This is a genomic window from Mycobacterium sp. NGS58 (assembly GCF_059812385.1).
Genome location: NZ_JCALCO010000010.1, coordinates 61,358 through 84,848, shown reverse-complemented (window position 1 = coordinate 84,848; position 23,491 = coordinate 61,358). Strand labels below are relative to the sequence as shown.

23 protein-coding genes are annotated in these 23,491 nt (G+C 66.6%); 15 read left to right on the top strand and 8 right to left on the bottom strand.

Annotated features, from left to right (window positions below; genetic code table 11):
• Nucleotides 1–34: 34 nt before the first annotated feature.
• Nucleotides 35–1,576: an ATP-dependent DNA ligase gene (locus AC5Y4H_RS12050; protein ID WP_499981833.1), complete on the bottom strand. Its 1,542-nt coding sequence runs from the start codon at nucleotides 1,574–1,576 to the stop codon at nucleotides 35–37.
• Between the two features lie 111 nt (nucleotides 1,577–1,687).
• Here AC5Y4H_RS12050 and AC5Y4H_RS12045 point away from each other — a divergent pair, with 111 nt between their 5' ends.
• Nucleotides 1,688–2,446, top strand: a complete 759-nt coding sequence (locus AC5Y4H_RS12045; RefSeq protein ID WP_499981831.1) for an SDR family NAD(P)-dependent oxidoreductase — start codon at nucleotides 1,688–1,690, stop codon at nucleotides 2,444–2,446.
• A 173-nt stretch (nucleotides 2,447–2,619) separates the two neighbouring features.
• Nucleotides 2,620–4,785: an acyl-CoA dehydrogenase family protein gene (locus AC5Y4H_RS12040; RefSeq protein WP_499981830.1), complete on the top strand. Its 2,166-nt coding sequence runs from the start codon at nucleotides 2,620–2,622 to the stop codon at nucleotides 4,783–4,785.
• A 10-nt stretch (nucleotides 4,786–4,795) separates the two neighbouring features.
• Here AC5Y4H_RS12040 and AC5Y4H_RS12035 read toward each other — a convergent pair whose 3' ends face one another.
• A complete protein-coding gene (locus AC5Y4H_RS12035) occupies nucleotides 4,796–5,131 on the bottom strand; it encodes a Zn-ribbon domain-containing OB-fold protein (RefSeq protein ID WP_499981828.1) in 336 nt (111 codons plus the stop codon).
• 63 nt (nucleotides 5,132–5,194) lie between these two features.
• Between AC5Y4H_RS12035 and AC5Y4H_RS12030 the strand changes: the two genes are divergently transcribed.
• The 3 genes from AC5Y4H_RS12030 to AC5Y4H_RS12020 all read left to right on the top strand — a co-directional run bounded on the left by AC5Y4H_RS12030 (nucleotide 5,195) and on the right by AC5Y4H_RS12020 (nucleotide 8,999).
• Entirely contained in the window at nucleotides 5,195–6,388 is a 1,194-nt protein-coding gene (locus AC5Y4H_RS12030) for a thiolase family protein (protein ID WP_499981826.1), read from the top strand.
• Nucleotides 6,389–6,410: 22 nt separating this feature from the next.
• A complete protein-coding gene (locus tag AC5Y4H_RS12025; RefSeq protein ID WP_499981824.1) occupies nucleotides 6,411–7,868 on the top strand; it encodes a FadR/GntR family transcriptional regulator in 1,458 nt (485 codons plus the stop codon).
• A 138-nt stretch (nucleotides 7,869–8,006) separates the two neighbouring features.
• On the top strand, nucleotides 8,007–8,999 hold the full coding sequence (locus AC5Y4H_RS12020; RefSeq protein ID WP_499981822.1) for an anti-sigma factor RsbA family regulatory protein: 993 nt from the start codon (nucleotides 8,007–8,009) through the stop codon (nucleotides 8,997–8,999).
• A gap of 59 nt (nucleotides 9,000–9,058) precedes the next feature.
• On the opposite strand, the gene AC5Y4H_RS12015 is transcribed toward AC5Y4H_RS12020, so the two are convergent.
• Nucleotides 9,059–10,540 (bottom strand): cytochrome P450, encoded by a 1,482-nt coding sequence (locus AC5Y4H_RS12015; protein WP_499981820.1) that lies wholly within the window; start codon nucleotides 10,538–10,540, stop codon nucleotides 9,059–9,061.
• 115 nt (nucleotides 10,541–10,655) lie between these two features.
• On the opposite strand from AC5Y4H_RS12015, the gene AC5Y4H_RS12010 reads away from it, so the two are divergent.
• On the top strand, nucleotides 10,656–11,291 hold the full coding sequence (locus AC5Y4H_RS12010; protein WP_499981816.1) for a TetR/AcrR family transcriptional regulator: 636 nt from the start codon (nucleotides 10,656–10,658) through the stop codon (nucleotides 11,289–11,291).
• Between the two features lie 30 nt (nucleotides 11,292–11,321).
• Nucleotides 11,322–12,248 (top strand): SDR family oxidoreductase, encoded by a 927-nt coding sequence (locus tag AC5Y4H_RS12005; RefSeq protein WP_499981813.1) that lies wholly within the window; start codon nucleotides 11,322–11,324, stop codon nucleotides 12,246–12,248.
• On the opposite strand, the gene AC5Y4H_RS12000 is transcribed toward AC5Y4H_RS12005, so the two are convergent.
• Nucleotides 12,162–13,226 carry a DNA polymerase IV gene (locus tag AC5Y4H_RS12000; protein ID WP_499982030.1) on the bottom strand — a complete coding sequence of 355 codons (1,065 nt, stop codon included), beginning with the start codon at nucleotides 13,224–13,226 and terminating at the stop codon, nucleotides 12,162–12,164. The two genes, AC5Y4H_RS12005 and AC5Y4H_RS12000, sit on opposite strands and share 87 nt — an antisense overlap.
• Nucleotides 13,227–13,231: 5 nt before the next feature.
• Entirely contained in the window at nucleotides 13,232–13,840 is a 609-nt protein-coding gene (locus AC5Y4H_RS11995; RefSeq protein WP_499981809.1) for a TetR/AcrR family transcriptional regulator, read from the bottom strand.
• An 89-nt stretch (nucleotides 13,841–13,929) separates the two neighbouring features.
• Here AC5Y4H_RS11995 and AC5Y4H_RS11990 point away from each other — a divergent pair, with 89 nt between their 5' ends.
• The 6 genes from AC5Y4H_RS11990 (at nucleotide 13,930) to AC5Y4H_RS11965 (ending at nucleotide 20,397) form a co-directional block, all read left to right on the top strand.
• A complete protein-coding gene (locus tag AC5Y4H_RS11990; RefSeq protein WP_499981807.1) occupies nucleotides 13,930–14,484 on the top strand; it encodes an NAD(P)H-dependent oxidoreductase in 555 nt (184 codons plus the stop codon).
• A gap of 504 nt (nucleotides 14,485–14,988) precedes the next feature.
• On the top strand, nucleotides 14,989–15,228 hold the full coding sequence (locus AC5Y4H_RS11985; RefSeq protein WP_499981805.1) for a redoxin NrdH: 240 nt from the start codon (nucleotides 14,989–14,991) through the stop codon (nucleotides 15,226–15,228).
• A 62-nt stretch (nucleotides 15,229–15,290) separates the two neighbouring features.
• Nucleotides 15,291–15,770, top strand: coding sequence for a class Ib ribonucleoside-diphosphate reductase assembly flavoprotein NrdI (gene nrdI, locus AC5Y4H_RS11980; protein ID WP_499982028.1), 480 nt, complete (start codon nucleotides 15,291–15,293; stop codon nucleotides 15,768–15,770).
• On the top strand, nucleotides 15,740–17,905 hold the full coding sequence (nrdE, locus tag AC5Y4H_RS11975; protein ID WP_499981804.1) for a class 1b ribonucleoside-diphosphate reductase subunit alpha: 2,166 nt from the start codon (nucleotides 15,740–15,742) through the stop codon (nucleotides 17,903–17,905). The genes nrdI and nrdE overlap by 31 nt, the downstream gene beginning before the upstream one ends.
• 70 nt (nucleotides 17,906–17,975) lie before the next feature.
• Nucleotides 17,976–18,704, top strand: coding sequence for a TetR/AcrR family transcriptional regulator (locus AC5Y4H_RS11970; protein WP_499981802.1), 729 nt, complete (start codon nucleotides 17,976–17,978; stop codon nucleotides 18,702–18,704).
• A 151-nt stretch (nucleotides 18,705–18,855) separates the two neighbouring features.
• Nucleotides 18,856–20,397, top strand: a complete 1,542-nt coding sequence (locus AC5Y4H_RS11965) for a flavin-containing monooxygenase (protein ID WP_499981800.1) — start codon at nucleotides 18,856–18,858, stop codon at nucleotides 20,395–20,397.
• 15 nt (nucleotides 20,398–20,412) lie between these two features.
• Here the strand turns inward: AC5Y4H_RS11965 and AC5Y4H_RS11960 are convergent, their stop codons facing one another.
• On the bottom strand, nucleotides 20,413–20,958 hold the full coding sequence (locus tag AC5Y4H_RS11960; protein ID WP_499981798.1) for a TetR/AcrR family transcriptional regulator: 546 nt from the start codon (nucleotides 20,956–20,958) through the stop codon (nucleotides 20,413–20,415).
• A complete protein-coding gene (locus AC5Y4H_RS11955) occupies nucleotides 20,942–21,388 on the bottom strand; it encodes an SRPBCC family protein (RefSeq protein ID WP_499981797.1) in 447 nt (148 codons plus the stop codon). Before AC5Y4H_RS11955 ends, AC5Y4H_RS11960 begins: the two co-directional genes overlap by 17 nt.
• A 182-nt stretch (nucleotides 21,389–21,570) precedes the next feature.
• On the opposite strand from AC5Y4H_RS11955, the gene nrdF reads away from it, so the two are divergent.
• The gene (gene nrdF, locus AC5Y4H_RS11950; protein ID WP_499981792.1) at nucleotides 21,571–22,545 is read left to right on the top strand and encodes a class 1b ribonucleoside-diphosphate reductase subunit beta; all 975 of its coding nucleotides are present in this window, start codon (nucleotides 21,571–21,573) and stop codon (nucleotides 22,543–22,545) included.
• A gap of 51 nt (nucleotides 22,546–22,596) precedes the next feature.
• On the opposite strand, the gene AC5Y4H_RS11945 is transcribed toward nrdF, so the two are convergent.
• Nucleotides 22,597–22,836 (bottom strand): DUF2795 domain-containing protein, encoded by a 240-nt coding sequence (locus AC5Y4H_RS11945; RefSeq protein WP_499981787.1) that lies wholly within the window; start codon nucleotides 22,834–22,836, stop codon nucleotides 22,597–22,599.
• Nucleotides 22,837–23,055: 219 nt separating this feature from the next.
• Between AC5Y4H_RS11945 and AC5Y4H_RS11940 the strand changes: the two genes are divergently transcribed.
• Nucleotides 23,056–23,385, top strand: coding sequence for a hypothetical protein (locus tag AC5Y4H_RS11940; protein WP_499981785.1), 330 nt, complete (start codon nucleotides 23,056–23,058; stop codon nucleotides 23,383–23,385).
• Nucleotides 23,386–23,491 lie beyond the last annotated feature (106 nt).

Here is a 23,491-nt window from a genome sequence, read left to right as displayed (position 1 = left end):
GCGGAACCAACTGCGCCTGTCCAGAAAGCCCGGTTCAGTACAGCGCACGCACGGCGTCGATGGTGTCGGCTTCGGCCGGGCTCTTGTCGTCGCGATAGCGCACCACGCGGGCGAAGCGCAGCGCCAGCCCGCCGGGGTAGCGCGACGATTTCTGGACGCCATCGACAGCGATTTCGACCACCTGCTCGGGCCGCACGTGAACGACGTAACCGTCCGTTCCGGCGATCGCGAGTTCGCTGAACCGGGCGGTCTGCCATTCCAGCATGGCGTCGGTCATGCCCTTGAAAGTCTTTCCCACCATGATGAATTCGCCGTTGGCCGGATCGCGTGCGCCCAGGTGGATGTTGGAGAGCTTGCCGCGCCGGCGCCCCGACCCCCACTCCACCGCGAGCACCACCAGATCCAGTGTGTGCACCGGCTTGACCTTCAGCCAGCCCGCTCCGCGGCGGCCCGCCTGATACGGCGCGTCGGGGGCCTTGGCCATCACGCCCTCGTGGCCGGCGGCCAGCGTCGCGTCCAGGAAGGCGCCCGCCTCCGCGGGGTCGGCGGTGAGCAGCCGGTCGACCCGCTGCGCCGGCGGCACCAAAGCGTCGAGCGCGGTCAGCCGCTCGGCGGTCGGCGCGTCGAGCAGGTCGACGCCGTCCCGGTGCAGGATGTCGAAAAAGAACACCGAAAGACGTTGCGCGGCAACAGCTGCGGCGATGTCGACGGAGCGGCCGAATCGTGAGGCGGTCACCTGGAAACGGTGCGGCCGGTTATCGGGCCGCAGCGCGATGGCCTCGCCGTCGGCGATGAGGTTGTCCACCGGCAGTGCCAGCGTCGCCTCCACCACTTCGGGCAGCCGGGCGGTGACATCGTCCAGGCTCCTGGTGTAGACGGTGACCTCGTCACCGGCGCGGTGGATCTGTACCCGCGCGCCGTCCAGCTTGGCTTCGAAGATCGCCTGCCCGCCGTGGCGTTCAATCGCATCGGCCACGCTCGCCGCGGTCTGCGCCAGCATCGGACCGACCGGCCGGCCCACCCGCATGGTGAACGCGTCCAGCGCCGAGGCCGAGCCGGACAAGGGACCGGAGAGGGTCGCCGCCGCCACCGCAGGCAGGTCCCCGCCCAGCATCGCGGCGCGCTGCACCGCGGCGGCCGGGATGCCCGCCGCCTTCGCCACCGCGTCGGCCATGATGCCGGCCAGGGCGCCCTGGCGTAGTTCGCCGCCGAGGAGCCGCAACAGAAACGTCTGCTCGGTCTCGGTGGCGGCGGCGAACAGGGTGCTCAGGAGCGCGGCGCGGCGCGCTTGCGCGCCAGTGCCCGACACGGCGCCGATGTCCGAGAAGGTCGCATCGACGCCGGCGACGGTCAGCGACGGGTGGGTTGCCGCCGGCGGGCGCGAGCGCAGCGCCGCCCACCCCACACCAATCTGGCGCTGCCGCAAATCACCGGAAAGCCACGACACCACTATCGCGACCACCGCGGCATCGGGTGCGGCACGGGATAGCAGGTCGGCGATCCGGGCGACTTTGGTCAGCCGCGACGATGTGCTGCCGACGTCGTCAGACGTCGTTGCGACGTCGAGGAGAAGCACGGTTGCCAGCTTGGCATGGCTCGGTGACAGGCCTGAAGAACGGACACGCTAGCGTGCCTACGTAACGTTACAGATCGCAGGGATTCTGACAACCACAAAGGAGACGCGCGGATGGAGATCAGCGGGAAGAAGGTCGTCGTCATCGGCGGTGCATCGGGAATGGGCCGTGCCAGCGCCGAGCTGCTGCACGAACGCGGTGCGGATGTCGCCATCCTCGACCGCGAGGGCTCCGACGGTAAGACCGTTGCCGAGGGTGTCGGCGGAACTTTCTACCCGGTCGACGTCACCGACTTCACCGGCACCGAGGAGACGCTGCAGGCCGCGGTCGACAAGCTCGGCGGTCTACACGTCATCATCACCACCGCGGGCGGTGGTATCGCCAAGCGCACGATGACCAAGAGCGGTCCGCACGACCTAGAGTCCTTTCAGTCCGTGATCGACCTCAACCTGATCGCCAGTTTCAACATCAGCCGGCTGGCCGCCGCGCACATGGCCAAGAACGAGCCCGAGGACGAGGAGCGCGGCGTCATCATCAACACCGCGTCGATCGCGGCGTTCGAGGGCCAGATCGGGCAGGTCGCCTACACCGCCGCCAAGGCCGGTATCGCCGGCATGTGCCTGACCATGGCGCGTGATTTGGGCTCCCTGGGCATCCGGGTGCTTGCCATCGCTCCCAGCCTGTTCGCCACCGGACTGACCCAGGGCATCCCGGACGAATACGTGGCGGCCCTGACTAAGGACGCGGCGTTCCCGAAGCGCCTGGGCCGCCCCGAGGAGTACGCAAAGCTGGCCGCGGCCATCGTGGACAACCCGATGCTCAACGGCCAATGCCTGCGCCTGGACGCCGGGCAGCGGTTCGCGCCGAAGTAGACGCCCCCCATTGGAACCCTCCCCGCATTAAGTACACTCTTTAGGCAGCCGCCCCGCTTCCCCTCGAAGCGGGGCAGGCCACCCAGCTTCAGCTCCGACGATGCGGGCCGCGCGGCGGTCCGAGCGGAGCGGGACAATCAAAACCAGCTGGCATGCGCGCGAGGAGGGCCCTCATGGGTATCGCAATAACCGACGACCATCGTGAACTCGCCGACGTCGCCCGCGGGTTTTTGACCTCGCAGAAGGCACGCTGGGCGGCGCGATCGCTGCTCGACGCCTCCGACGAGCCACGCCCCGGGTTCTGGCAGAACCTGGTCGAGCTCGGATGGCTCGGTCTGCACATCGACGAGGAGTACGGCGGCTCGGGATTCGGGTTGCCCGAACTCGTCGTGGTGATCGAAGAACTCGGCCGCGCGGTCGCGCCCGGGCCCTTCGTACCCACCGTCATCGCGTCTGCGGTGATCGCCAAAGACGGTACCGCCGAACAGAAGTCGCGGCTGCTGCCCGGCCTGATCGACGGAACCGTCACCGCGGGCGTCGGGCTGGACGGCCAGGTCCACGTGGCCGACGGCGCGGCCGACGGCGAGGCCGGAATCGTCCTGGGCGCCGGGCTGGCCGAGCTGCTGCTGATCGCCGCGGGTGACGACGTGCTGGTGGTCGAACGTGGCCGCGAGGGTGTCTCGGTCGAGGTGCCGGAGAACTTCGATCCGACGCGCCGATCCGGACGCGTCCGCCTGCGCAACGTGCGGGTGTCCGACGACGACGTCCTGACCGGGGCACGCCAATCGGCGTTGGCCCGCGCCCGCACGTTGCTGGCCGCCGAGGCGGTGGGCGGGGCGTCGGACTGCGTCGACGCCGCCGTCGACTACGCAAAGGTGCGCCAGCAATTCGGGCGCACCATCGCCACTTTTCAGGCAATCAAGCATCACTGCGCCAACATGTTGGTGGGCGCGGAGTCCGGGATAGCGGCTGTGTGGGACGCCGCCCGCGCGGCCACCGAGGACGAGGAGCAATTCCGGCTGATCGCCGCCGTGGCCGCCGCGCTGGCCTTCCCGGCATACGTCCGCAATGCCGAACTCAACATCCAGGTGCACGGCGGCATCGGCTTCACCTGGGAGCACGACGCGCATCTGCACCTGCGCAGGGCGGTGGTGAGCGCGGCACTGTTCGGTGGCGACGCGCCGGCCGCTGACGTTTTCGAGCGCACCGCCGCAGGCGCCGCCCGCGAGAACAGCCTCGACCTGCCGCCGGAAGCCGAAGAACTGCGCACCGGCATCCGCGCCGACGCCACCGAGATCGCCGCCCTGGACAAAGAGGCGCAGCGCGACAAGCTGATCGAGACCGGCTACGTGATGCCGCACTGGCCCAAGCCGTGGGGGCGGGCGGCCGACGCGGTGGCGCAGCTGGTGATCGACGAGGAGTTCCGCGCGGCCGGCATCAAGCGGCCCGACTACGGGATCACCGGCTGGGTGATCCTGACCCTGATCCAGCACGGAACGCCTTGGCAGATCGAACGATTCGTGGAGAAGGCGCTGCGCAAGGACGAAATCTGGTGCCAGCTGTTCTCCGAGCCCGACGCGGGTTCGGACGCCGCGTCCATCAAGACGCGCGCCACCCGGGTGGACGGCGGCTGGAAGATCAACGGCCAGAAGGTGTGGACCAGCGGGGCGCACTACTGCGCGCGCGGCCTGGCCACGGTGCGTACGGACCCCGACGCCCCGAAGCATGCCGGCATCACGACGGTGATCGTCGACATGAAGGCCCCCGAGGTGGAGGTGCGGCCGCTGCGGCAGATGACCGGCGGCTCGGACTTCAACGAGGTCTTCTTCAATGACCTGTTCGTCCCCGACGAGGACGTCGTGGGGACACCCAACTCCGGCTGGACCGTCGCGCGGGCAACGCTGGGCAACGAGCGGGTCAGCATCGGCGGCAGCGGATCGTTCTACGAGGGGCTGGCCGACCAGCTGGTGCAGCTCACTGAGCAACGCCCGGAGCGGTTGGCGGGCGGGCGAATTCGAGTCGGCTCATATCTGGCCGAGGAGACCGCGCTGCGCCTGCTGAACCTGCGTCGGGCCGCGCGCAGCGTCGAAGGCGCGGGCCCGGGCCCGGAGGGCAACGTCACCAAGCTGAAGCTGGCCGAGCACATGGTCGAAGGCGCAGCGATCATGGCGGCGCTGCTGGGTCCCGACGTCGCGCTGACCGATGGTCCCGGGGCCCTGGCCGGGCGACTGATGATGGGCGCGCGCGGCATGGCGATCGCGGGTGGCACGTCGGAAGTGACGCGCAATCAGATCGCCGAGCGGATCCTCGGCATGCCGCGTGACCCGCTGATCAACTAGGCCGCGACGGTCAAGCCGGCGCGAACTGCGCCGCGCCGCCGCTGCCACGTTCCGGTCGCAGAGTGACGGACATGCCGCAGCTCACCGAATCCGGTTCGCAGTCAACGATATTGGCGGCGACCCGCAGCCCGCTCTGTTCGGCCAGCTCGACGATGGCGATGACGTACGGGGTTGGGATCTCCGGGTTGTAAGGGTGATGATTCACCGTATAGGTGAACACGGTGCCCCGACCCGACACTTCGCGCGCCTCCAGCGTGGCGCCGCACTCGCGACATTGGCCGCTGGCGGGATGCACCCAGCGCGCGCACTCGTCGCAGTACTCGATGAGCAGCGGCCCCTCTGACACGACGAATACAGTACACTCAATTGATTCAACGCGGCGGTGGGTGTGGTCTGACGGGCGGTGTGCATGACGCATTTCGACAAAGACGCGATCCTGTCCGGCATCGGGATCTCACGAATCGGCCGCCGCACCGGCATCCCGGGCCTGGAGTTGACCATGGAGGCGGTGCGCGCCGCCATCGAGGACGCCGGGCTGACCCCGACCGACATCGACGGCATCGCCACCCTGGGTGACACACCCGCGGCGGACGTCAACGCCCAGTTGCGCATCGATGCCGCGGACTGCGGGTCGGGCTTCGGCACCGGCGGCCTGCTTTCGCCGGTGATGTCGGCATGTCGCGCGGTCGCCGAACGCCGCGCCCGCCACGTCGTGGTGTACCGGACGATACAAATGCTCGGCGGAACGGTCCCGGTCAAGCAGGACGAGAACGCGCCCGCGCCCCCGTTGGCGCGGATGTTCGAGACACCCGAAGGTGAGCCCAAACCCGCCGTCGGTGCGATGGACGACGTCAACGATCTGGTTGCGGCGCATGCCTATTCGGCCGCCAATTGGCTGGCGCTCAACTGCCGGCGCCACATGGACCTGTACGGGACCACCAAAGAGCAGCTGGGCTGGATCGCGCTCAATGGCAGGCGCAACGCGGCATCGAATCCCCGTGCGGTGTATCGGGATCCGATGACGATGGCCGACTACCTGGGTGCGCGGCTGGTGTCCACCCCGCTCGGCCTGCTGGACTGCGACGTTCCGATCGACGGCTCGATCGCGGTGGTGGTGTCGCACGCGGAGTACGCAGCCGACTGTCCGCACCGAGCGGTGAAGGTGGAGGCGATCGGCGGGTCCGACGGTGCCGGCGGCTGGTTTCACCGTGCGGACTACCCGAAGATGGCGATGTCGGATGCCGCGGCGCAGATGTGGTCGCGGACCGAATTGAAGCCGGCCGACCTCCAGGTCGCCGAGTTGTACGACGGCTTCACCTATCTCACCTTGGCGTGGCTGGAAGCGCTCGGGGTCTGCGGCGACGGCGAGGGCGGCCCGTTCGTCGAGGGCGGGGAACGGATCGCCCGCGACGGGCACCTGCCGCTGAACACCTACGGCGGCCAGCTCTCGGCGGGGCGCATGCACGGCTACTGGGCGCTGCACGAAGGATGCCTGCAGTTGCGCGGCGACGCGGGGGAGCGGCAGGTGTCGCGTCGCCCCGAGGTGGGCGTCGTCTCCGTCGGCGGCGGGCCCGTCGCGGGGTGCATGCTGCTGACCTGTTGACGACGAGCGCGATCGAGCTCGGATGACTGAGGACCCACGGACCGGCCAGGCGAACAAGCTCGCCTCGGTCCTCGCCCGCGACATCGAAGCCGATATCGTCCGCCGCGGCTGGGCAGTGGGCGAATCGCTGGGCTCCGAACAGGCTTTGCAGCAGCGCTTCGGCGTCAGCCGATCGGTGCTGCGGGAGGCCGTTCGCCTGGTCGAACACCATCAGGTCGCGCGGATGCGTCGCGGCCCGCACGGCGGGTTGTACGTCTGCGAGCCGGATGCGGGGCCCGCCACCCGCGCCGTCGTCATCTATCTCGGATACCTGGGCACGACGCTGGGCGACTTACTCAACGCGCGCCTGGTACTCGAGCCGCTGGCGGCCTCCCTCGCCGCCGAGCGCATCGACGAGGCCGGCATCGCGCGGCTGCGGGGGGTGCTGCACGCCGAGGAGCGATGGAAGCCCGGCCTACCGGCGCCGCGCGACGAGTTTCACATCGCGCTGGCCGAGCAATCCAAAAACCCTGTGCTGCAACTGTTTATCAATGTCCTGATGCGGCTCACCACCCGCTACGCCTTGGCGTCGCGAACGGATTCGGCGACCGAGGCCATCGAGGCGGTCGACCATTTGCACGCGCATCACTCCGCGATCGTCGCCGCCGTCACGGCCGGCGATTCGGCGCGCGCCAAGACGCTGTCCGAGCGGCACGTCGAGGCCGTGACGGGCTGGCTGCAGCAGCATCACGCCGGCGACGGCAGCGGGGGGCGTAAAACGCGCCGGAGGCTCGATTCCGAAACGTCCCGGGGCAAACTGGCCGAGATGCTGGCCGCCACCATCGGCGACGACATCGCCGCCAGCGGCTGGCACGTCGGGTCGGTGTTCGGCACCGAGACGGCCCTGCTGGAGCGCTATCGGGTGAGCCGCGCGGTGCTGCGCGAAGCGGTGCGGCTGCTCGAATACCATTCGATAGCCCACATGCGCCGGGGGCCCGGCGGCGGACTCGTCATCGCCCGGCCCGCGGCACAGGCCAGCATCGACACGATCGCGCTGTATCTGCAATACCGCGGCCCGAGCCGCGAAGACCTGCGCTGCGTCCGCGACGCCATCGAGATCGACAACGTGGCCAAGGTCGTCAAGCGGTTGACCGAGTCGGAGGTGGCCGCGTTTCTGGCCAGCCATCGTTCCGGGCTGCCGGAAATCTCCCGGCCGACGGCCGAGACTGTGCGGCAGGCGATGGCGGAGGAGTTCAACTTCCACGTCGGCCTGGCGCAACTCGCCGGCAACGCGCTGCTGGATCTGTTCCTGCGGATCATCGTCGAGCTGTTCCGCCGGCACTGGTCCAGCACTGGGCAGGCACTGCCGACCTGGTCGGACGTACTGGCCGTGCACCACGCTCACCAGCGGATTGTCGAGGCGGTCGAGGCCGCCGACGAGAGCGTTGCCTGTTACCGCCTGCGCCGTCATCTCGACGCTGCCGCCTCGTGGTGGCTGTGACAGCGCGATCGCGAGCGGCGGCCATGGCCGCGCCAGTGAGGCAAAGCTAAATGTGACCCGTTGCGCGGCATAGCGAAGGCCCGTCGTGGGTACTGGAAAAGGGGGAGGCTTCAGCCTGCCAGCAGGGGGTTGGCGTAAGTGATCGAAAGCGAGAGCGCTGAAGTGAGGGCGGACAACGAAGCCAGGCAATACGGTTTCGTCCACTCCGCAGCCATCTATCACTCTCAGCAGGAGTTTCTGGATTTGGCCGGCCGCTTCGTGGGCGACGGTGTGGCGCTGGACGAGGCGGTGCTGCTTGCTCTGCCGCCCGAGACGCTGGCGCTGCTGCGCGACGGGTTGTACGCCGGCGACGATCCGCCGGCCGATGTGTGCATGGTTGATATCACCGAGTCGGCCCGCAACCCGAGCCGGTTCATGGCGATGCAGGGCGCGTTCATCGACGAGCACCCGGACCAGCGAGTCCGGATTGTCAGCCAGCTCGCGTGGCCCGGCCGCACCGACGAGGAGTTCGTCGCCTGCATGGAGCACGAAGCTCTCGTCAACGAGGCCATGGACGGCTACCCGGCGACCAGTCTGTGCCTCTACGATGCGGGCCGGCTCCGCGAAGGCGTGCTGTCGGATGCGCGCGCCACACATCCGCTGCTGTGGGAATGCGGTGTGCCGCAGCGCAGCTCGGACTACGCTCCCGGCGACGTCCTGGAACGCTGCAATCAGCCGCTGGCCGCCGGTCCCGGGGCCGTCACGTACATGGTCCGCAAGTCGGCCGACCTTCGGCCCGCGCGATCCTTTGCCGTCGACTACGCGGGGTGGATGGGGCTGTCCCAGGAGAGCATCGAGGATCTACAGCTGGTCGCCACGGAGCTGGCCACCAACAGCCTGATGTACACCGGGGGCGCCTGCCGGCTGGCCTTCTGGCAAGACGATGGGCATCTGGTCTGCGAGGCGCGCGACACCGGACGATTCGACGACCCAATGGTGGGGCGCCTGGACCCCGGACCGTGCGGCCCCGCGAGCCGCGGCCTGTATCTGGTCAACGCCATTTCGGACTTGGTCCGAACCCACACGACCAGAACCGGCACGACGATCCAGGCCTATCTTCGGTTCGAGTCCGCACCGGGGCCGGCCGGTTAACCGGGTCCACTAATCGACTCCGCCCCTGCCGCGATGGCGGCGGCTTGGTTGCGGTCGTTCTACAGCGGTCGCAACACAATCGGCATGCCGTCTTTCGGCACCGGCATGCCGCCGTAATCCCACTCGCACTTGTAGCCCGGGCGGGGCGGCTCCAGCCGATACTTGCGCAGCAGGCGGTGCAGGATCGTCTTGATCTCCAACTGCCCGAAGGTCATCCCGATGCACTTGTGCGCGCCGCCGCCGAACGGCGTGAACGCGTAGCGGTGGCGCTTGTGCTCGTTGCGCGGCTCGGTGAACCGCTCGGGATCGAATTTCAGTGGGTCGGTCCACAATTCGGGCAGCCGGTGGTTCATGCCGGGGTAGGCGATCACGTTGGTGCCCTTCGGGATGAAGTAGCCCAGCAACTCCGTGTCGCGCACCGTCTGGCGCATTGCCCACTGCACCGGCGTCACGATGCGGATCGACTCGTTCATCACCAGATCCAGCGTCTCCAGCTTTTCCAGCGAATCGATGTCGAGCGGCCCGTCGCCCAGCCGATCCGACTCCTCGCGGCAACGCTGCTGCCACTCCGGGTGGAGGGCCAGGTGGTAGGCCATCGTGGTCACCGTCGAGGTGGAGGTGTCGTGCGCGGCCATCATCAAAAAGATCATGTGGTTGACGATGTCGTCGTCGGAGAACTTGTTGCCGTCCTCGTCTTCCGTCTGGCACAACACCGACAGCAGGTCGGTACCGGGATTCGCCCGCTGCTCCTTGACCCGCTCCCGGAAGTAGTTCTCCAGCAGCTCACGCGCCTTGAGGCCGCGCCACCACGTGAACGGCGGCACGGAAGTGCGGATGATCGCGTTGCCCGCGCGGGTGGTGACCGCGAACGCCTTGTTGACCTTGGTCACGAGCTCGTGGTCGGTGCCGGGCTCGTGGCCCATGAACACCATCGACGCGATGTCGAGCGTCAGCTCCTTCATGGCGGGGTAGAGCAGGAACCGAGCGTCGTTGGTCACCCAGTCGTCCGCGACGGTCTGTGAGACCACCTGGTCCATCTGCTCGACGTAGCTGACCAGGCGGGACCGGATGAAGGCCTCCTGCATGATCCGCCGGTGGAACATGTGCTCTTCGAAGTCCAGCAGCATCAGGCCGCGGTTGAAGAACGGCCCGATCACCGGCACCCATCCCTGCTGGGAGAAGTCCTTGTTGCGATTGGAGTAGACGACCTGAGCGGCGTCCGGGCCCAAGGCGGCGACGCCCGGCAGGACGGGCGAGTCCCCGAAGACCACCGGACCCTTGGTCTTGTACATGTGCAGCAGGTAGTCCGGACCGCCGCGCAGCATCTCGATGATGTGCCCGATGACCGGCAGGCCCGCGTCGCCGATGACCGGTTTGAGCTCACTGCCCGGGGGTGGCTCGGCGAGCTTGCGCTCCGGGAAATCGGTGTTCAGCAGCCGGCGCTCGACGATCCCCATGCCGGGAAAGTTGTTGATGGACGGCGTGAACCGGCGCCGTGCCTGATCCAGCAGGTACTGCGGGGTGCTGATGGTGGCGGTCATTAAACGCTCCTTTGCGTGCCCTCCCGGTGACGGCCGTCACTAAACCCATACCTTCGCTGAAAAACTTGACGGCTGTCAAGTTTGCTTTTTGCGCGGCGTGGTGCAAGGTCAGGGAGTGACCAGCCACCCCGCCACTCCAGAGCCGGGCGCGCGACGGCGTGGCGACAAGCAACGCCAGGCGATCGTGCAGGCGGTGCGGGAACTGCTGCAGGAAAAGCCGTTCGCCGAGCTGTCCGTCAGCACCATCAGCTTGCGGGCCGGGGTGGCCCGATCCGGCTTCTACTTCTACTTCGACTCCAAGTACGCAGTGCTGGCACAGCTCATGGCCGAGGCTGCCGAAGAACTCGAGGAACTCACCGAATATTTCGCCCCCCGGCAGGCCGGCGAGTCACCCGAGCAGTTCGCCAAGCGGATGGTCGGCAGCGCCGCGGCCGTCTACGCGCACAACGACCCGGTGGTGACCGCGTGCAACGAGGCCCGCAACACCGACGTCGAGATTCGCGATCTGCTGGATCAGCAGTTCGAGGTGGTGCTGGGCCAGATCGTCGGGATAGTCGAGGCCGAGATGAAAGCCGGGACGGCCAGCCCGATCAGTGACGACCTGCCCACGCTGATCCGCACCCTGGCCGGCACCACCGCACTGATGCTGACCGGCGACCCGATCCTGACCGGGCGCGACAGCGACCGTGACCGGCGGGTGCGCCTCCTCGAGCAGCTGTGGCTGCACGCGCTGTGGGCGGGCCGTCCCTAGCGCGGTGTTACCGCCGGTATCGTCACGGCAATGGCGGGAATCGGGCGGTCTTTCGCGGGAAAGCGGTGCCTTGTCACCGGAGCGGCGAGCGGCATCGGCCGCGCCACGGCCCTGCGGCTGGCCGCGCAGGGCGCGGAGCTTTATCTGACTGACCGCGACAGCGAAGGCCTCGAACAAACCGTTGCCGACGCGCGGGCGCTCGGCGCCCAGGTTCCCGAGCATCGGGCGCTGGACATCGCGGATTACGACCAGGTGGCCGCGTTCGCCGCCGATGTCCACGCCGCGCATCCGAGCATGGACGTCGTCCTCAACATCGCGGGCGTATCCGCGTGGGGCACCGTCGACCGGCTGACCCATGAGCAGTGGCGCAAGATGATCGCCATCAACCTGATGGGTCCGATCCACGTCATCGAGACCTTCGTGCCGCCGATGGTGGCGGCCAAGCGCGGCGGGCATCTGGTCAACGTGTCCTCGGCGGCCGGGCTGGTGGCCCTGCCGTGGCACGCCGCCTACAGCGCCAGCAAGTACGGATTGCGTGGCCTGTCGGAGGTGCTGCGCTTCGACCTGGCGCGGCACCGCATCGGGGTCTCGGTCGTGGTGCCGGGCGCGGTGAACACCCCGCTGGTGGGCACCGTGGAGATCGCCGGCGTGGACCGCGAAGACCCCAACGTCGACCGGTGGGTGAAACGGTTCGCCGGCCATGCCGTGTCGCCGGAAAAGGCCGCCGACAAAATCCTGGCCGGGGTGGCCAAGAACCGGTACCTGATCTACACGTCAATCGACATCCGCGCGTTGTATGCGTTCAAGAGGCTTGCGTGGTGGCCCTATAGCGTGGCGATGCGCCAGGTGAACCTGATCTTCACCCGCGCGCTACGGCCCGCCCCGCCGGAGCTGGTCCGGCATGACCAGCTCGAGGCGCACCCCGAGCAGGCGGACCGGTCGGTCGAGTTCGAATAGGTCCAGAACGCGCAGGGCCGCGGCCACGATGATGTCGCGATCGGTGCTGGGCTCATCGAGCTTGCGAATCTTGGTGCGTGTGTAGAAGGTTGCTGTTCGCACGGTGACCGCCACCCGCGTCACGACCCGGCCCGCAGCCAGCACATCCGTCAGCGCGCGATTGGCCAAATCGGTTACGGCCGTGTCCATCTGGGACCGATCGGTGATATCGCGCGGAAAAGTGACGACGTGGCTGCGTGAGCGCGGCACCCAGGGCTCGGCGCTGACCCGGCCGTCGCCGCCGCCCTTGGCCAACAGCAGCAGCCACAGCCCGGTGCGCGGACCGAACGTGGCCGTCAGCAACTCCGCATCGCAGTGGGCCAGCTGCGATACCGTCGTAATATCCAGGTCGGCAAGCTTTTTCGCCGTCTTGGGCCCCACGCCCCACAGCGCGTCGACCGGACGATCGGCCATCAGTGGCATCCAGTTCGCGTCGGTGAGCACGAAAACGCCAGCCGGTTTCGCGAAGCCCGTGGCGACCTTCGCGCGCTGCTTGTTGTCGCTGATGCCGACCGAGCAGGACAGCCCGGTTTCGCTGGAGATGGCGCTGCGGATCTGCTCTGCGACCTCGCTCGGGTCCTGCGCGGTCACCGCCACATAGGCCTCGTCCCAGCCCCAGACTTCGACCGGATGCCCAAGGTCGCGCAGCACGCCCATCACCTGATCGGACGCCGCGTCGTAGGCGGCCGGGTCGGAGGGCAGGAAGGTCGCCTCGGGGCAGCGACGGGCGGCGGCACGCAGCGGCATGCCTGCGCGCACGCCGAACTCGCGGGCCTCATAGGAGGCGCAGGTGACGACCTTGCGCGGTTCGTTCGGATCGCCGCTGCCGCCGACGATGACCGGTAGCCCGGCCAATTCGGGGTGCCGGCGCAACTCGACCGAGGCCAGGAACTGGTCGAGGTCCACATGCAAAACCCAAGCCGGTGCCGCGGCGGGCACGGCGTTCACCGCCCGCAGAGCTTTCGCGCCAGGCTTTCCCACGCGTCACCCAGTGTCGCCAGGGTGTGGCCGCCCTCGGCCAGTTGATGCTCGACGTAGTCCACATCCAGCAGCGCAAGCAGTGCGTCGGTCTGGGCGTCGAGGTCGCCGGTCGAGTCGGCCGCCTTGAGCAGCACCCGCACGTGCGTGCGCAGCACCGTGGCCGGAGCGTTGTGCCGGTTCTGCGGGTCGCGGTTGGCCGCGGACAGCAGTTCGCAGTGGTCGTGAGCGAACCGGATCCGCTCCCGGCCGAAAGCGACCAGTCGATCGGCAGGCGGGGCGCCGGGGCCCAGCGGTGGCGGGCCGAACAGGAACGCCTGCTGAACGGCTTGTTCGTCCTCGTCCAGCAGCACCATCATCAGGCCGGCCCGGCTGCCGAAGCGGCGGAACAGCGTGCCTTTCCCGACTCCGGCGGCCGCGGCGATGTCGTCGGTGGTGACGGCGTCGGCGCCGTGCTCGGCGACCAGGTCTCGGGCGGCCTGGAGGAGCAGGGCCCGATTGCGTGCCGCGTCGCCCCTTTCCTGGTGCGCCACTTGGGGGGCGAACACCTGTAACTCGCCCGGACGTTCGCTCACCCCTGCACTTTAACGCTGCCGGAATAAAACGGACTATAGTCCGGTTAGCTCGTGCGAGGATGTAGCAACGACCGAAGGGATCTTCAGCAGTGGCAATCAAAATCTTGGCGTTAGTGGGAAGCCTGCGGACCGCGTCGATCAACCGCCAGATCGCCGAGTTGGCGGGGGCGGTCGCCGCCGACGACGTGACGGTGACGATCTTCGAAGGGCTTGGTGACCTGCCGTTCTACAACGAGGAGATCGACGAGGCGATGAACACCGGCGCGCCGCGGCTGGGCCCGGTGGCCGCGCTGCGCGCCGCGGCGGCCGACGCCGATGCCGCCCTGGTGGTGACGCCCGAGTACAACGGCAGCTACCCGGCGGTCATCAAGAATGCGATCGACTGGCTGTCCCGGCCGTTCGGCGACGGCGCGCTGAAGGGCAAGCCGCTGGCGGTCATCGGCGGATCCTTCGGCCAGTACGGCGGGGTGTGGGCACACGACGACACGCGCAAGTCCTTCGGCATCGCCGGCGCGCGGGTCGTGGATGCGATCAAACTGTCGGTGCCGTTCAAGACCCTGGAGGGCACGGCACCCGCCGACCACCCCGAACTGTCCGCCAACGTGCGCGACGTGGTGGGCAAGCTGGCCGCCGAGGTCGGCTGATTGGCAGAAGTCGACAAGCCGCTCGGCGGGCGACCAGCGCGGTTGGCACAACCGAATAGCAGAAGCCGCCAGCTCCGCCTGGCGGCTTTGCTAGCTGCGGGCGGGGCCGCCGTCGTCCGGGGCGATGTCGGTGGCGGCTGATATACCGGAGCGCATGACTCACTCCGGCGCGATCTGTGATCTGCGACACGCCGAGCGGGTGTCCGGATTTGTTCACGCCCGGGCTCACGACCAGGGAATTTCAAAATTGTTATTCAGAACATCTTGTATCCGGACATCTTGTCACCCACTAGGTGTAGTGTTTCGAGCACCGGCAGATCCCAGGACCACCAAGCAAGCCAGACTCGGTGAACCCCCCGAAATCGGCGCCCACAGGTCATTCGACCTCGACCGCCGCACGACGGGAATCAGGGGGCCTGACGGATCGCTGAACGTAGCAAGGACGCAGTCCAAAAGTAGTTGCCAGTCCGTTGGGTCCCCTCTTCCGCAAAGGAGCGGCATTCTATGAACATCACCGTGTACACCAAGCCGGCATGCGTGCAGTGCACCGCCACCTACAAGGCGCTGGACAAGCAGGGCATCGCCTACGAGAAGGTCGACATCTCGCTGGACGCCGAGGCGCGTGACTACGTGATGGCCCTGGGATACCTGCAGGCCCCTGTGGTGGTGGCAGGAAACGACCACTGGTCGGGTTTTCGCCCCGACCGCATCAAGGCGCTGTCCGAGGCTGCGCTGAGCGCTTAAGGCAAGACGTCAGGTAAGGAGGTTGCGGTGCAATGGATAGCACGCAGCGCAACCTGGATTGGATGAGTGGCGACCCCCTTCGCCCGGCTGCGCCGCGCTCGGGATCACCACTGGTCTATTTCTCCTCGGTGTCGGAGAACACCCATCGCTTCGTGGAGAAGCTGGGGATCCCCGCCACGCGGATACCACTGCATGGCCGCATCGAGGTAGACCAGCCCTACGTCCTGGTCCTGCCCACCTACGGCGGCGGACACGCGACTCCCGACCTCAACGCCGGCGGTTACGTCCCCAAGCAGGTCATCGCTTTTTTGAACAACGAGCACAACCGGTCGTTGATCCGCGGCGTCATCGCCGCGGGCAACAACAACTTCGGCGCCGAATTCGCCTATGCGGGCAACGTGATCTCGCGCAAGTGCGGCGTTCCGTACCTCTACCGCTTCGAACTAATGGGAACCCAGGACGACGTGGAAGCCGTCCGCGCGGGCTTAGCCAATTTCTGGAAGGAACAGACGTGCCACCAACCGTCGCTGCAGAGCCTGTAACCACCGGAGCCCACGCCTTGCCGGGGGAGACGGATTATCACGCGCTCAACGCGATGCTGAATCTCTACGACGCGGACGGCAAGATTCAGTTCGACAAGGACCGCGAGGCCGCGCACCAGTACTTCCTGCAGCACGTCAACCAGAACACGGTGTTCTTCCACAATCAGGACGAGAAGCTCGACTACCTGATCAAGGAGAACTATTACGAACGCGAGGTTCTCGACCAGTACAGCCGCAACTTCGTCAAGACGCTGCTGGACCGCGCGTATGCCAAGAAGTTCCGGTTCCCGACGTTCCTGGGCGCGTTCAAGTACTACACCTCCTACACGCTGAAGACGTTCGACGGGAAGCGTTATTTGGAGCGCTTCGAGGACCGCGTGGTCATGGTCGCGCTGACGCTGGCCGCCGGTGACACCGCCCTGGCCGAGAAGCTCGTCGACGAGATCATCGACGGGCGATTCCAGCCGGCCACCCCGACGTTCCTGAACTCGGGCAAGAAGCAGCGCGGCGAACCGGTGAGCTGCTTCTTGCTGCGCATCGAGGACAACATGGAGTCGATCGGGCGATCCATCAACTCCGCGCTGCAGCTGTCCAAGCGCGGTGGGGGAGTTGCGTTGCTGCTCAGCAACATTCGCGAGCACGGCGCCCCGATCAAGAACATCGAGAACCAGTCCTCGGGCGTCATCCCGATCATGAAGCTGCTGGAGGACTCGTTCTCCTACGCCAACCAGCTCGGGGCCCGGCAGGGTGCTGGCGCGGTGTACCTGCACGCGCATCACCCCGACATCTACCGGTTCCTGGACACCAAGCGCGAAAACGCCGACGAGAAGATCCGCATCAAGACGCTGAGCCTGGGCGTGGTGATACCCGACATCACCTTCGAGCTGGCCAAGAAAAACGAGGACATGTACCTGTTCTCGCCGTATGACGTCGAGCGCGTCTACGGCCTGCCGTTCGCCGACATCTCGGTCACCGAGAAGTACTACGAAATGGTCGACGACGCCCGCATTCGCAAGACGAAGATCAAGGCGCGCGAGTTTTTCCAGACGCTGGCCGAGCTGCAGTTCGAGTCCGGTTACCCCTACATCATGTTCGAGGACACGGTGAACCGGGCCAACCCGATCGACGGCAAGATCACCCACTCCAACCTGTGCTCGGAGATCCTGCAGGTCTCCACGCCGTCGCTGTTCAACGACGACTTGTCGTACGCCAAAGTGGGCAAGGACATTTCGTGCAACCTGGGGTCGCTGAACATCGCCAAGACGATGGACTCGCCCGACTTCGCGCAGACCATCGAGGTGGCGATTCGCGCGCTGACGGCGGTGAGCGATCAGACGCACATCTGGTCGGTGCCCTCAATCGAGCAGGGCAACAACGAGTCTCACGCGATCGGGCTCGGCCAGATGAACCTGCACGGCTACCTGGCCCGCGAACGCATCCTCTACGGGTCCGATGAAGGCATCGACTTCACCAACATCTACTTCTACACCGTGCTCTACCACGCGTTGCGCGCGTCGAATCGCATCGCGATCGAGCGGGGAAGCAAGTTCGGCGGCTTCGAGAAGTCGAAGTACGCCTCCGGCGAATTCTTCGACAAGTACACCGAGCGGGTGTGGGAGCCGGCAACGCCCCGGGTGCGGGAGATCTTCGCCGAGGCGGGCATTCGCATTCCGACACAAGAGGACTGGCAGCGGCTGAAGGAGTCGGTGCAGCAGCACGGCATCTACAACCAGAACCTGCAGGCCGTGCCGCCGACCGGCTCGATCAGCTACATCAACAACTCGACCAGTTCGATCCACCCGGTGGCGAGCAAGATCGAGATCCGCAAGGAAGGCAAGATCGGCCGCGTCTACTACCCGGCGCCGTATCTGACCAACGACAACCTGGAGTACTACCAGGACGCCTACGAGATCGGCTACGAGAAGATCATCGACACCTACGCTGCGGCCACCCAGCACGTGGACCAGGGGCTGTCGCTGACGCTGTTCTTCAAGGACACCGCCACCACCCGCGATGTGAACAAGGCGCAGATCTACGCCTGGCGCAAGGGGATCAAGACGCTGTACTACATCCGGTTGCGTCAGATGGCTTTGGAGGGAACAGAGGTCGAGGGCTGCGTGTCCTGCATGCTCTAAACCTCGGGTCGATCGGACAGTCTGCCCAGGTCAGAAGCCGCGACCAGGTAAAGTGCTTGACGTGGTGAGAATGCCTCGACCTTCCAGACCCCACCCGGCTGTCAAGCCCGGGGCCAAGGTCGACGCGCGCAGCGAACGCTGGCGCGAGCACCGCAAGAAGGTGCGCAACGAAATCGTCGACGCGGCCTTTCGCGCGATCGACCGCCTCGGGCCCGAGCTGTCCGTGCGAGAAATCGCCGAGGAGGCCGGCACCGCCAAACCGAAGATCTACCGCCATTTCCACGACAAATCCGACTTGTTCGAGGCGATCGGGGAGCGGCTGCGCGACATGCTGTGGGCGGCGATCTTCCCGTCCATCGACCTGAAGACCGACTCGGCCCGCGAGGTGATCCGGCGCAGTGTCGAGGAGTACGTGATCCTGGTCGACAAGCACCCCAACGTGCTGCGCGTGTTCATCCAGGGCCGGTCGGCGGCCACCCCCCAGGTCCTCAACGAGGGACGCGGAATCACCCTGGCCGTGGCCGACATGTTCGACAACGAGCTTCGCGAGATGGAGCTCGACCACGCGGCGGTCGAACTGGCCGGGCACGCGGCCTTCGGCTGCGCCGCGTCGGCCACCGAGTGGTGGCTGGGCCCCGAGCCGGAAAGCCCGCGCCTGATGTCGCGTGAGCAGTTCGTCGCGCATCTGACGACCATCATGATGGGGGTGATCGTCGGCACCGCCGAGGCGCTAGGCATCAGGATGAATCCTGACCTGCCCATTCACGACATGGTGGCCGGCAACCCGGCCGCGAGCTGAGCGAGCTGCGGCGTTGACAAGCGCCGCGGCCGTCGATAACACTCGTCCAAACCGATACCCTGGGTACTGGGTATCTGCGTCAGCAGGGGCCGCCGCCGAACACGCCGGCCAAGGCCGACCCGACAGGCCTGGATAGAAGGACCGATCGACCGTGACCGACGTCGTAACGCAAACCGAGGCAATCCCGGCGACCGCCGCCCACAAGCCGGTGCACACCCGCGCCGTCATCATCGGGACCGGATTCTCCGGCCTCGGGATGGCGATCGCGCTGCAGAAGCAGGGCGTCGGCTTCGTCATCCTGGAGAAGGCCGACGACATCGGCGGCACCTGGCGAGACAACAGCTACCCCGGGTGCGCCTGCGACATCCCGTCGCACCTGTACTCGTTCTCGTTCGAGCCCAAGCCCGACTGGAAGAACCCGTTCTCCTATCAGCCCGAGATCTGGGACTACCTCAAAGGGGTGACCGAGAAATACGGGTTGCGCCGCTACGTCGAGTTCAACTCGCTCGTCGACCGCGCCCATTGGGACGATGACGAGAACCGCTGGCACGTGTTCACCGCCGAGGGGCGTGAGTACGTGGCGCAGTTCCTCATCTCGGGTGCCGGCGCGCTGCACATCCCGTCCATGCCCGACATCGAGGGACGCGACGAATTCCGCGGCGCTGCTTTCCATTCCGCGGAGTGGGACCACAGCGTCGACCTGACCGGCAAGCGGGTGGCGGTGATCGGGACCGGCGCCAGCGCGATCCAGATCGTGCCGGAGATCGTCGGACAGGTCGCCGAACTTCAGCTCTACCAACGCACTCCGCCGTGGGTGGTGCCGCGCTCCAACCCCGAGATCCCGCCGGCGGTGCGCCGGGCCATGGAGAACGTGCCCGGCTTGCGGGCGCTGGTGCGCCTGGTCATCTACTGGGGGCAGGAGGCGCTGGCCATCGGCATGACCAAGCGGCCGAACCTGCTCAAGTTCATCGAGGCCTACAGCAAGTACAACATTCGCCGATCGGTCAAGGACAAGGAACTGCGGCGCAAGCTGACCCCGAACTATCGCATCGGCTGCAAGCGAATCCTGAACTCCACCACCTATTATCCCGCGGTCGCCGACCCGAAGACCGAACTCGTCACCGACCACATCTCGCGGATCACCTCCGACGGCATCGTCACCGCCGATGGCACCCATCGGCAGGCCGACGTGATCGTCTACGCCACCGGCTTTCACGTCACCGATTCCTACACCTACGTCCAGATCAAGGGGCTGCACGGCGAGGACCTGGTGGACCGGTGGAACCGCGAGGGCATCGGCGCACACCGCGGCATCACCATCGCCGACGTGCCCAACCTGTTCTTCCTGCTGGGCCCCAACACCGGGTTGGGCCACAACTCCGTGGTGTTCATGATCGAATCCCAAATCCGTTATGTCGCAGACGCGATCGCGACCTGCGACAAGCTGGGTGCACAAGCGCTGGCTCCGACGCGCGCCGCCCAGGACAAATTCAATGACGAGCTGCAACGCAGGCTCGGCCCGTCGGTATGGAACAGTGGCGGCTGCAGCAGCTGGTATCTGGACGAGCATGGCAAGAACACCGTGCTCTGGGGCGGCTACACCTGGGAGTACTGGCGGGCGACCCGTTCGGTCAAGCCGGAGGAATATCAGTTCTACGGCGTGAACATGGGCAGGCCCGCGGCCGCGTCCTGACAGCGACCAACCGAATTACGTTCGGTACCTGAGTAATTCGGTGAATGCCCGCGCGGCCGCCTCGACGCCGGGGTCGTCGTCGGTGGCCACCAGATCCAGCAGCAGTCCGCGCGTGGCGGCCAGCGCGAGCCGCGCCAGCGCGGGGTCGACCGGCCGCCCGGCGACCGCTTCGACTTCGGCCAGCCAGCCGTCCACCGCACCGGGAACCATTCGGGCAAAAGGCTTTTCGCCCTGAGCGGCACGGGCATAGCACTCGAAGAACAGGCGCTCGGATTCGCGCAGCTCGGGCCGGCGGACGTCGGCCCACATCGCGGCAAAGCTTTCGGCCGGATCGGCCGGTAATTCGGGCAGCAGCCGCATCTGGCGGCGTTCGACCTCCTCGACGATCGCCAGGAGCAGGTCTTCTCGAGAGCCGAAGTGGTGCAACAGCATCCGGTGGCTGGTGCCGACCGCGGCGGCCACTTCGCGCAGCGATCGGTCGCCGATGCCGCCGGTGGCGAACTCGGCGACCAGCGAATCGAGGAGTTGCCGACGCCGCTCGGTGTCAGGAGTGCGCGCCATCGGCGCGGCTGAGCTGCTCGGAGCGGGCCTTGAGGCCCTGGGCTTCCAGGTCGAGGAAGCGCTTCGTCTTCTTGAACATCAGCCGCCCGACCAGCGCGCCGAGCACGCCGCGCTGGTCGAGTCGCTGGCGCACCAGCGTGCGGCCGCCGGGCCGCGCGATGACGTCGTGCCGTGCCGTCACCCGCACTCCGGGAGAGCGCTGCACCCAGGTCCAGGACGTGCCGGGTTCGATCTCGGTGACCGTCCAGATCAGCTTCGACATGCCGGGCTGTTTGATCGCGAACCGTCTGCCGACGGCGAGGGTTGCGGCATCCAGCCCGACCAGCGATGTCACCGAGGCGGTCCAGTCCGGCCAGCGCTCGACGTCGGTGAAGACATCCCAGACAAGGGGAGGCGATGCGTCGATCTCGACGCTGTCTTCGGTAATCATGTACCAGATGGTACATGATTGAGAGGATTGTGAACAGTTGCTCAGCTGATACTGGAGGTGGCCTGACGCGGTGCACGACACGTAAACACAAGTTCTTGTGTTCCGCTGCGTTGTCACACCCCAGGGGTAGTGTCGGGAGCCTGAGATCCATCCGGTGAAACAGTGTGTGAAGTGGGGTTCTGGTGACCGAAAACATGAAGCTGATCGACCGCGTTTCGGCGATCAACTGGAACCGGCTGCAAGACGAAAAAGACGCCGAGGTGTGGGACCGGCTGACCGGCAACTTCTGGTTGCCCGAGAAGGTGCCCGTGTCCAACGACCTGCCGTCGTGGGGCACCCTGACCGCCCACGAGAAGCAGATGACCATGCGGGTCTTCACCGGTCTGACGCTGCTGGACACCATCCAGGGCACCGTCGGGGCCGTCAGTCTGATTCCGGACGCGCTGACCCCGCACGAAGAAGCGGTCTACACCAACATCGCCTTCATGGAGTCTGTGCACGCGCGCAGCTATAGCAACATCTTCTCCACGCTCTGCTCGACCGCCGAGATCGATGACGCGTTCCGGTGGTCGGAGGAGAACCCCAACCTGCAGCGCAAGGCCGAGATCGTCATGCAGTACTACAAGGGCGACGAACCGCTCAAGCGCAAGGTCGCCTCGACCCTGCTGGAGAGCTTCTTGTTCTACTCCGGCTTCTACCTGCCGATGTACTGGTCGAGCCGGGCCAAGCTGACCAACACCGCCGACATGATCCGGCTGATCATCCGCGACGAGGCCGTGCACGGCTACTACATCGGCTACAAGTATCAGCGCGGCCTGGCGCTGGTCGACGACGTGCGTAAGCAGGAGCTCAAGGACTACACCTACGAGCTGCTTTTCGAGCTCTACGACAACGAGGTGGAGTACACCCAGGACCTCTACGACGAGGTCGGGCTGACCGAGGACGTCAAGAAGTTCCTGCGCTACAACGCCAACAAGGCGCTGATGAACCTCGGTTACGAGGCGCTGTTCCCGCGCGACGAGACGGACGTCAACCCGGCGATTCTGTCGGCGCTCTCGCCCAACGCCGACGAGAACCACGACTTCTTCTCCGGCTCGGGCTCGTCCTACGTGATCGGCAAGGCCGTCGTCACCGAGGACGAGGACTGGGACTTCTGACTCTGCTGGTCAGAGCGCAGAATCAGTGAATGTGATCGCGCGCCCGCGCTCTCAGCACTGCGTTGCTCGAATGCTGGTGTGTGCGAGGACTTGAGTGGCGTTGGTGTACGTCCCGGAAGGGATGGAACGCAGGGAGGCAAGGGTTTCCTGGTCGCACCGGTCGCTGAGCGCGGCAGCCAGCAGATCGTCCCTGCTGGCTGGAAACCGGATTCCTTCGAGGCACCTGCGAAGGCGGCGCTCTGTAGTGGAGGCGGTCAGACCATTGGGTGTTTGTTCTGTTGGCAAAACCATCGCTGTAGATGTTTCCTTCCTAAGTCCGGGGTCGGATGCCCGGTGCAGTACCGGCTAAACAGCCAGGTCTGTGTTGATCACGTCACGAAATGCGCGAGACAATGGATAGTCAGGTCTAGGAGAAGGTCCAGCGCACCCACGCTCCGGGGCAGCGGCGCAAGTGACGGCCGGATCCCAGTTCAGGCCACACACCTGGTCGGCCGCACTATCGTGCTGGGTATGACACGGCGGGACGACGACCGTGTGACAGACGCCAGTGATTTGCAAGACGAGCTGGCCCAGTTGCACGAGGTGTTCGCTGAGGAACACGAGTCGGCCGCGGAATCGTTGTCCGGCGATCTCGCCGAGGCGCACCGTGGCGCGGCTGAGAAGCACGAGCAGGCCGCCCGCGAGGTTCGTTCCCAGGTTTCCGACGATGCAAGCGCGGGTAGCTGCCACTTCGTGACGACTGCCGAACAGCCGCCGCCAGAAGGCGACGAACAACCCCCGCAAGCCTCGGAGAGCGAAGATGATCCTGACGCGCAGCCCTCTGAAGACGACCTGAAGTGAGAATCGGCGTCAGGTGCGCGATGCCGCCGGGGCAGGTCAATGTGACCGCCGGGCAGGCGAACGTCCCGCCGGGGCAGGCGAGCGTGCCGCCGGGGACGTAGCGCCG

Excerpts from the sequence above, each read along its gene's own strand:
- AC5Y4H_RS12015 (WP_499981820.1), bottom strand. The coding sequence starts at position 10,540 with ATGACCGCCACCATCAGCACCCCGCAGTACCTGCTGGATCAGGCACGG.
- AC5Y4H_RS11955 (WP_499981797.1), bottom strand. The coding sequence starts at position 21,388 with ATGATTACCGAAGACAGCGTCGAGATCGACGCATCGCCTCCCCTTGTC.
- nrdI (WP_499982028.1), top strand. The coding sequence starts at position 15,291 with ATGAGTGGCGACCCCCTTCGCCCGGCTGCGCCGCGCTCGGGATCACCA.
- AC5Y4H_RS12005 (WP_499981813.1), top strand. The coding sequence starts at position 11,322 with ATGGCGGGAATCGGGCGGTCTTTCGCGGGAAAGCGGTGCCTTGTCACC.
- AC5Y4H_RS12045 (WP_499981831.1), top strand. The coding sequence starts at position 1,688 with ATGGAGATCAGCGGGAAGAAGGTCGTCGTCATCGGCGGTGCATCGGGA.
- AC5Y4H_RS11940 (WP_499981785.1), top strand. The coding sequence starts at position 23,056 with ATGACACGGCGGGACGACGACCGTGTGACAGACGCCAGTGATTTGCAA.
- AC5Y4H_RS12040 (WP_499981830.1), top strand. The coding sequence starts at position 2,620 with ATGGGTATCGCAATAACCGACGACCATCGTGAACTCGCCGACGTCGCC.
- AC5Y4H_RS11970 (WP_499981802.1), top strand. The coding sequence starts at position 17,976 with ATGCCTCGACCTTCCAGACCCCACCCGGCTGTCAAGCCCGGGGCCAAG.
- AC5Y4H_RS11945 (WP_499981787.1), bottom strand. The coding sequence starts at position 22,836 with ATGGTTTTGCCAACAGAACAAACACCCAATGGTCTGACCGCCTCCACT.
- AC5Y4H_RS11985 (WP_499981805.1), top strand. The coding sequence starts at position 14,989 with ATGAACATCACCGTGTACACCAAGCCGGCATGCGTGCAGTGCACCGCC.
- AC5Y4H_RS11960 (WP_499981798.1), bottom strand. The coding sequence starts at position 20,958 with ATGGCGCGCACTCCTGACACCGAGCGGCGTCGGCAACTCCTCGATTCG.
- AC5Y4H_RS12025 (WP_499981824.1), top strand. The coding sequence starts at position 6,411 with ATGACTGAGGACCCACGGACCGGCCAGGCGAACAAGCTCGCCTCGGTC.
- AC5Y4H_RS12030 (WP_499981826.1), top strand. The coding sequence starts at position 5,195 with ATGACGCATTTCGACAAAGACGCGATCCTGTCCGGCATCGGGATCTCA.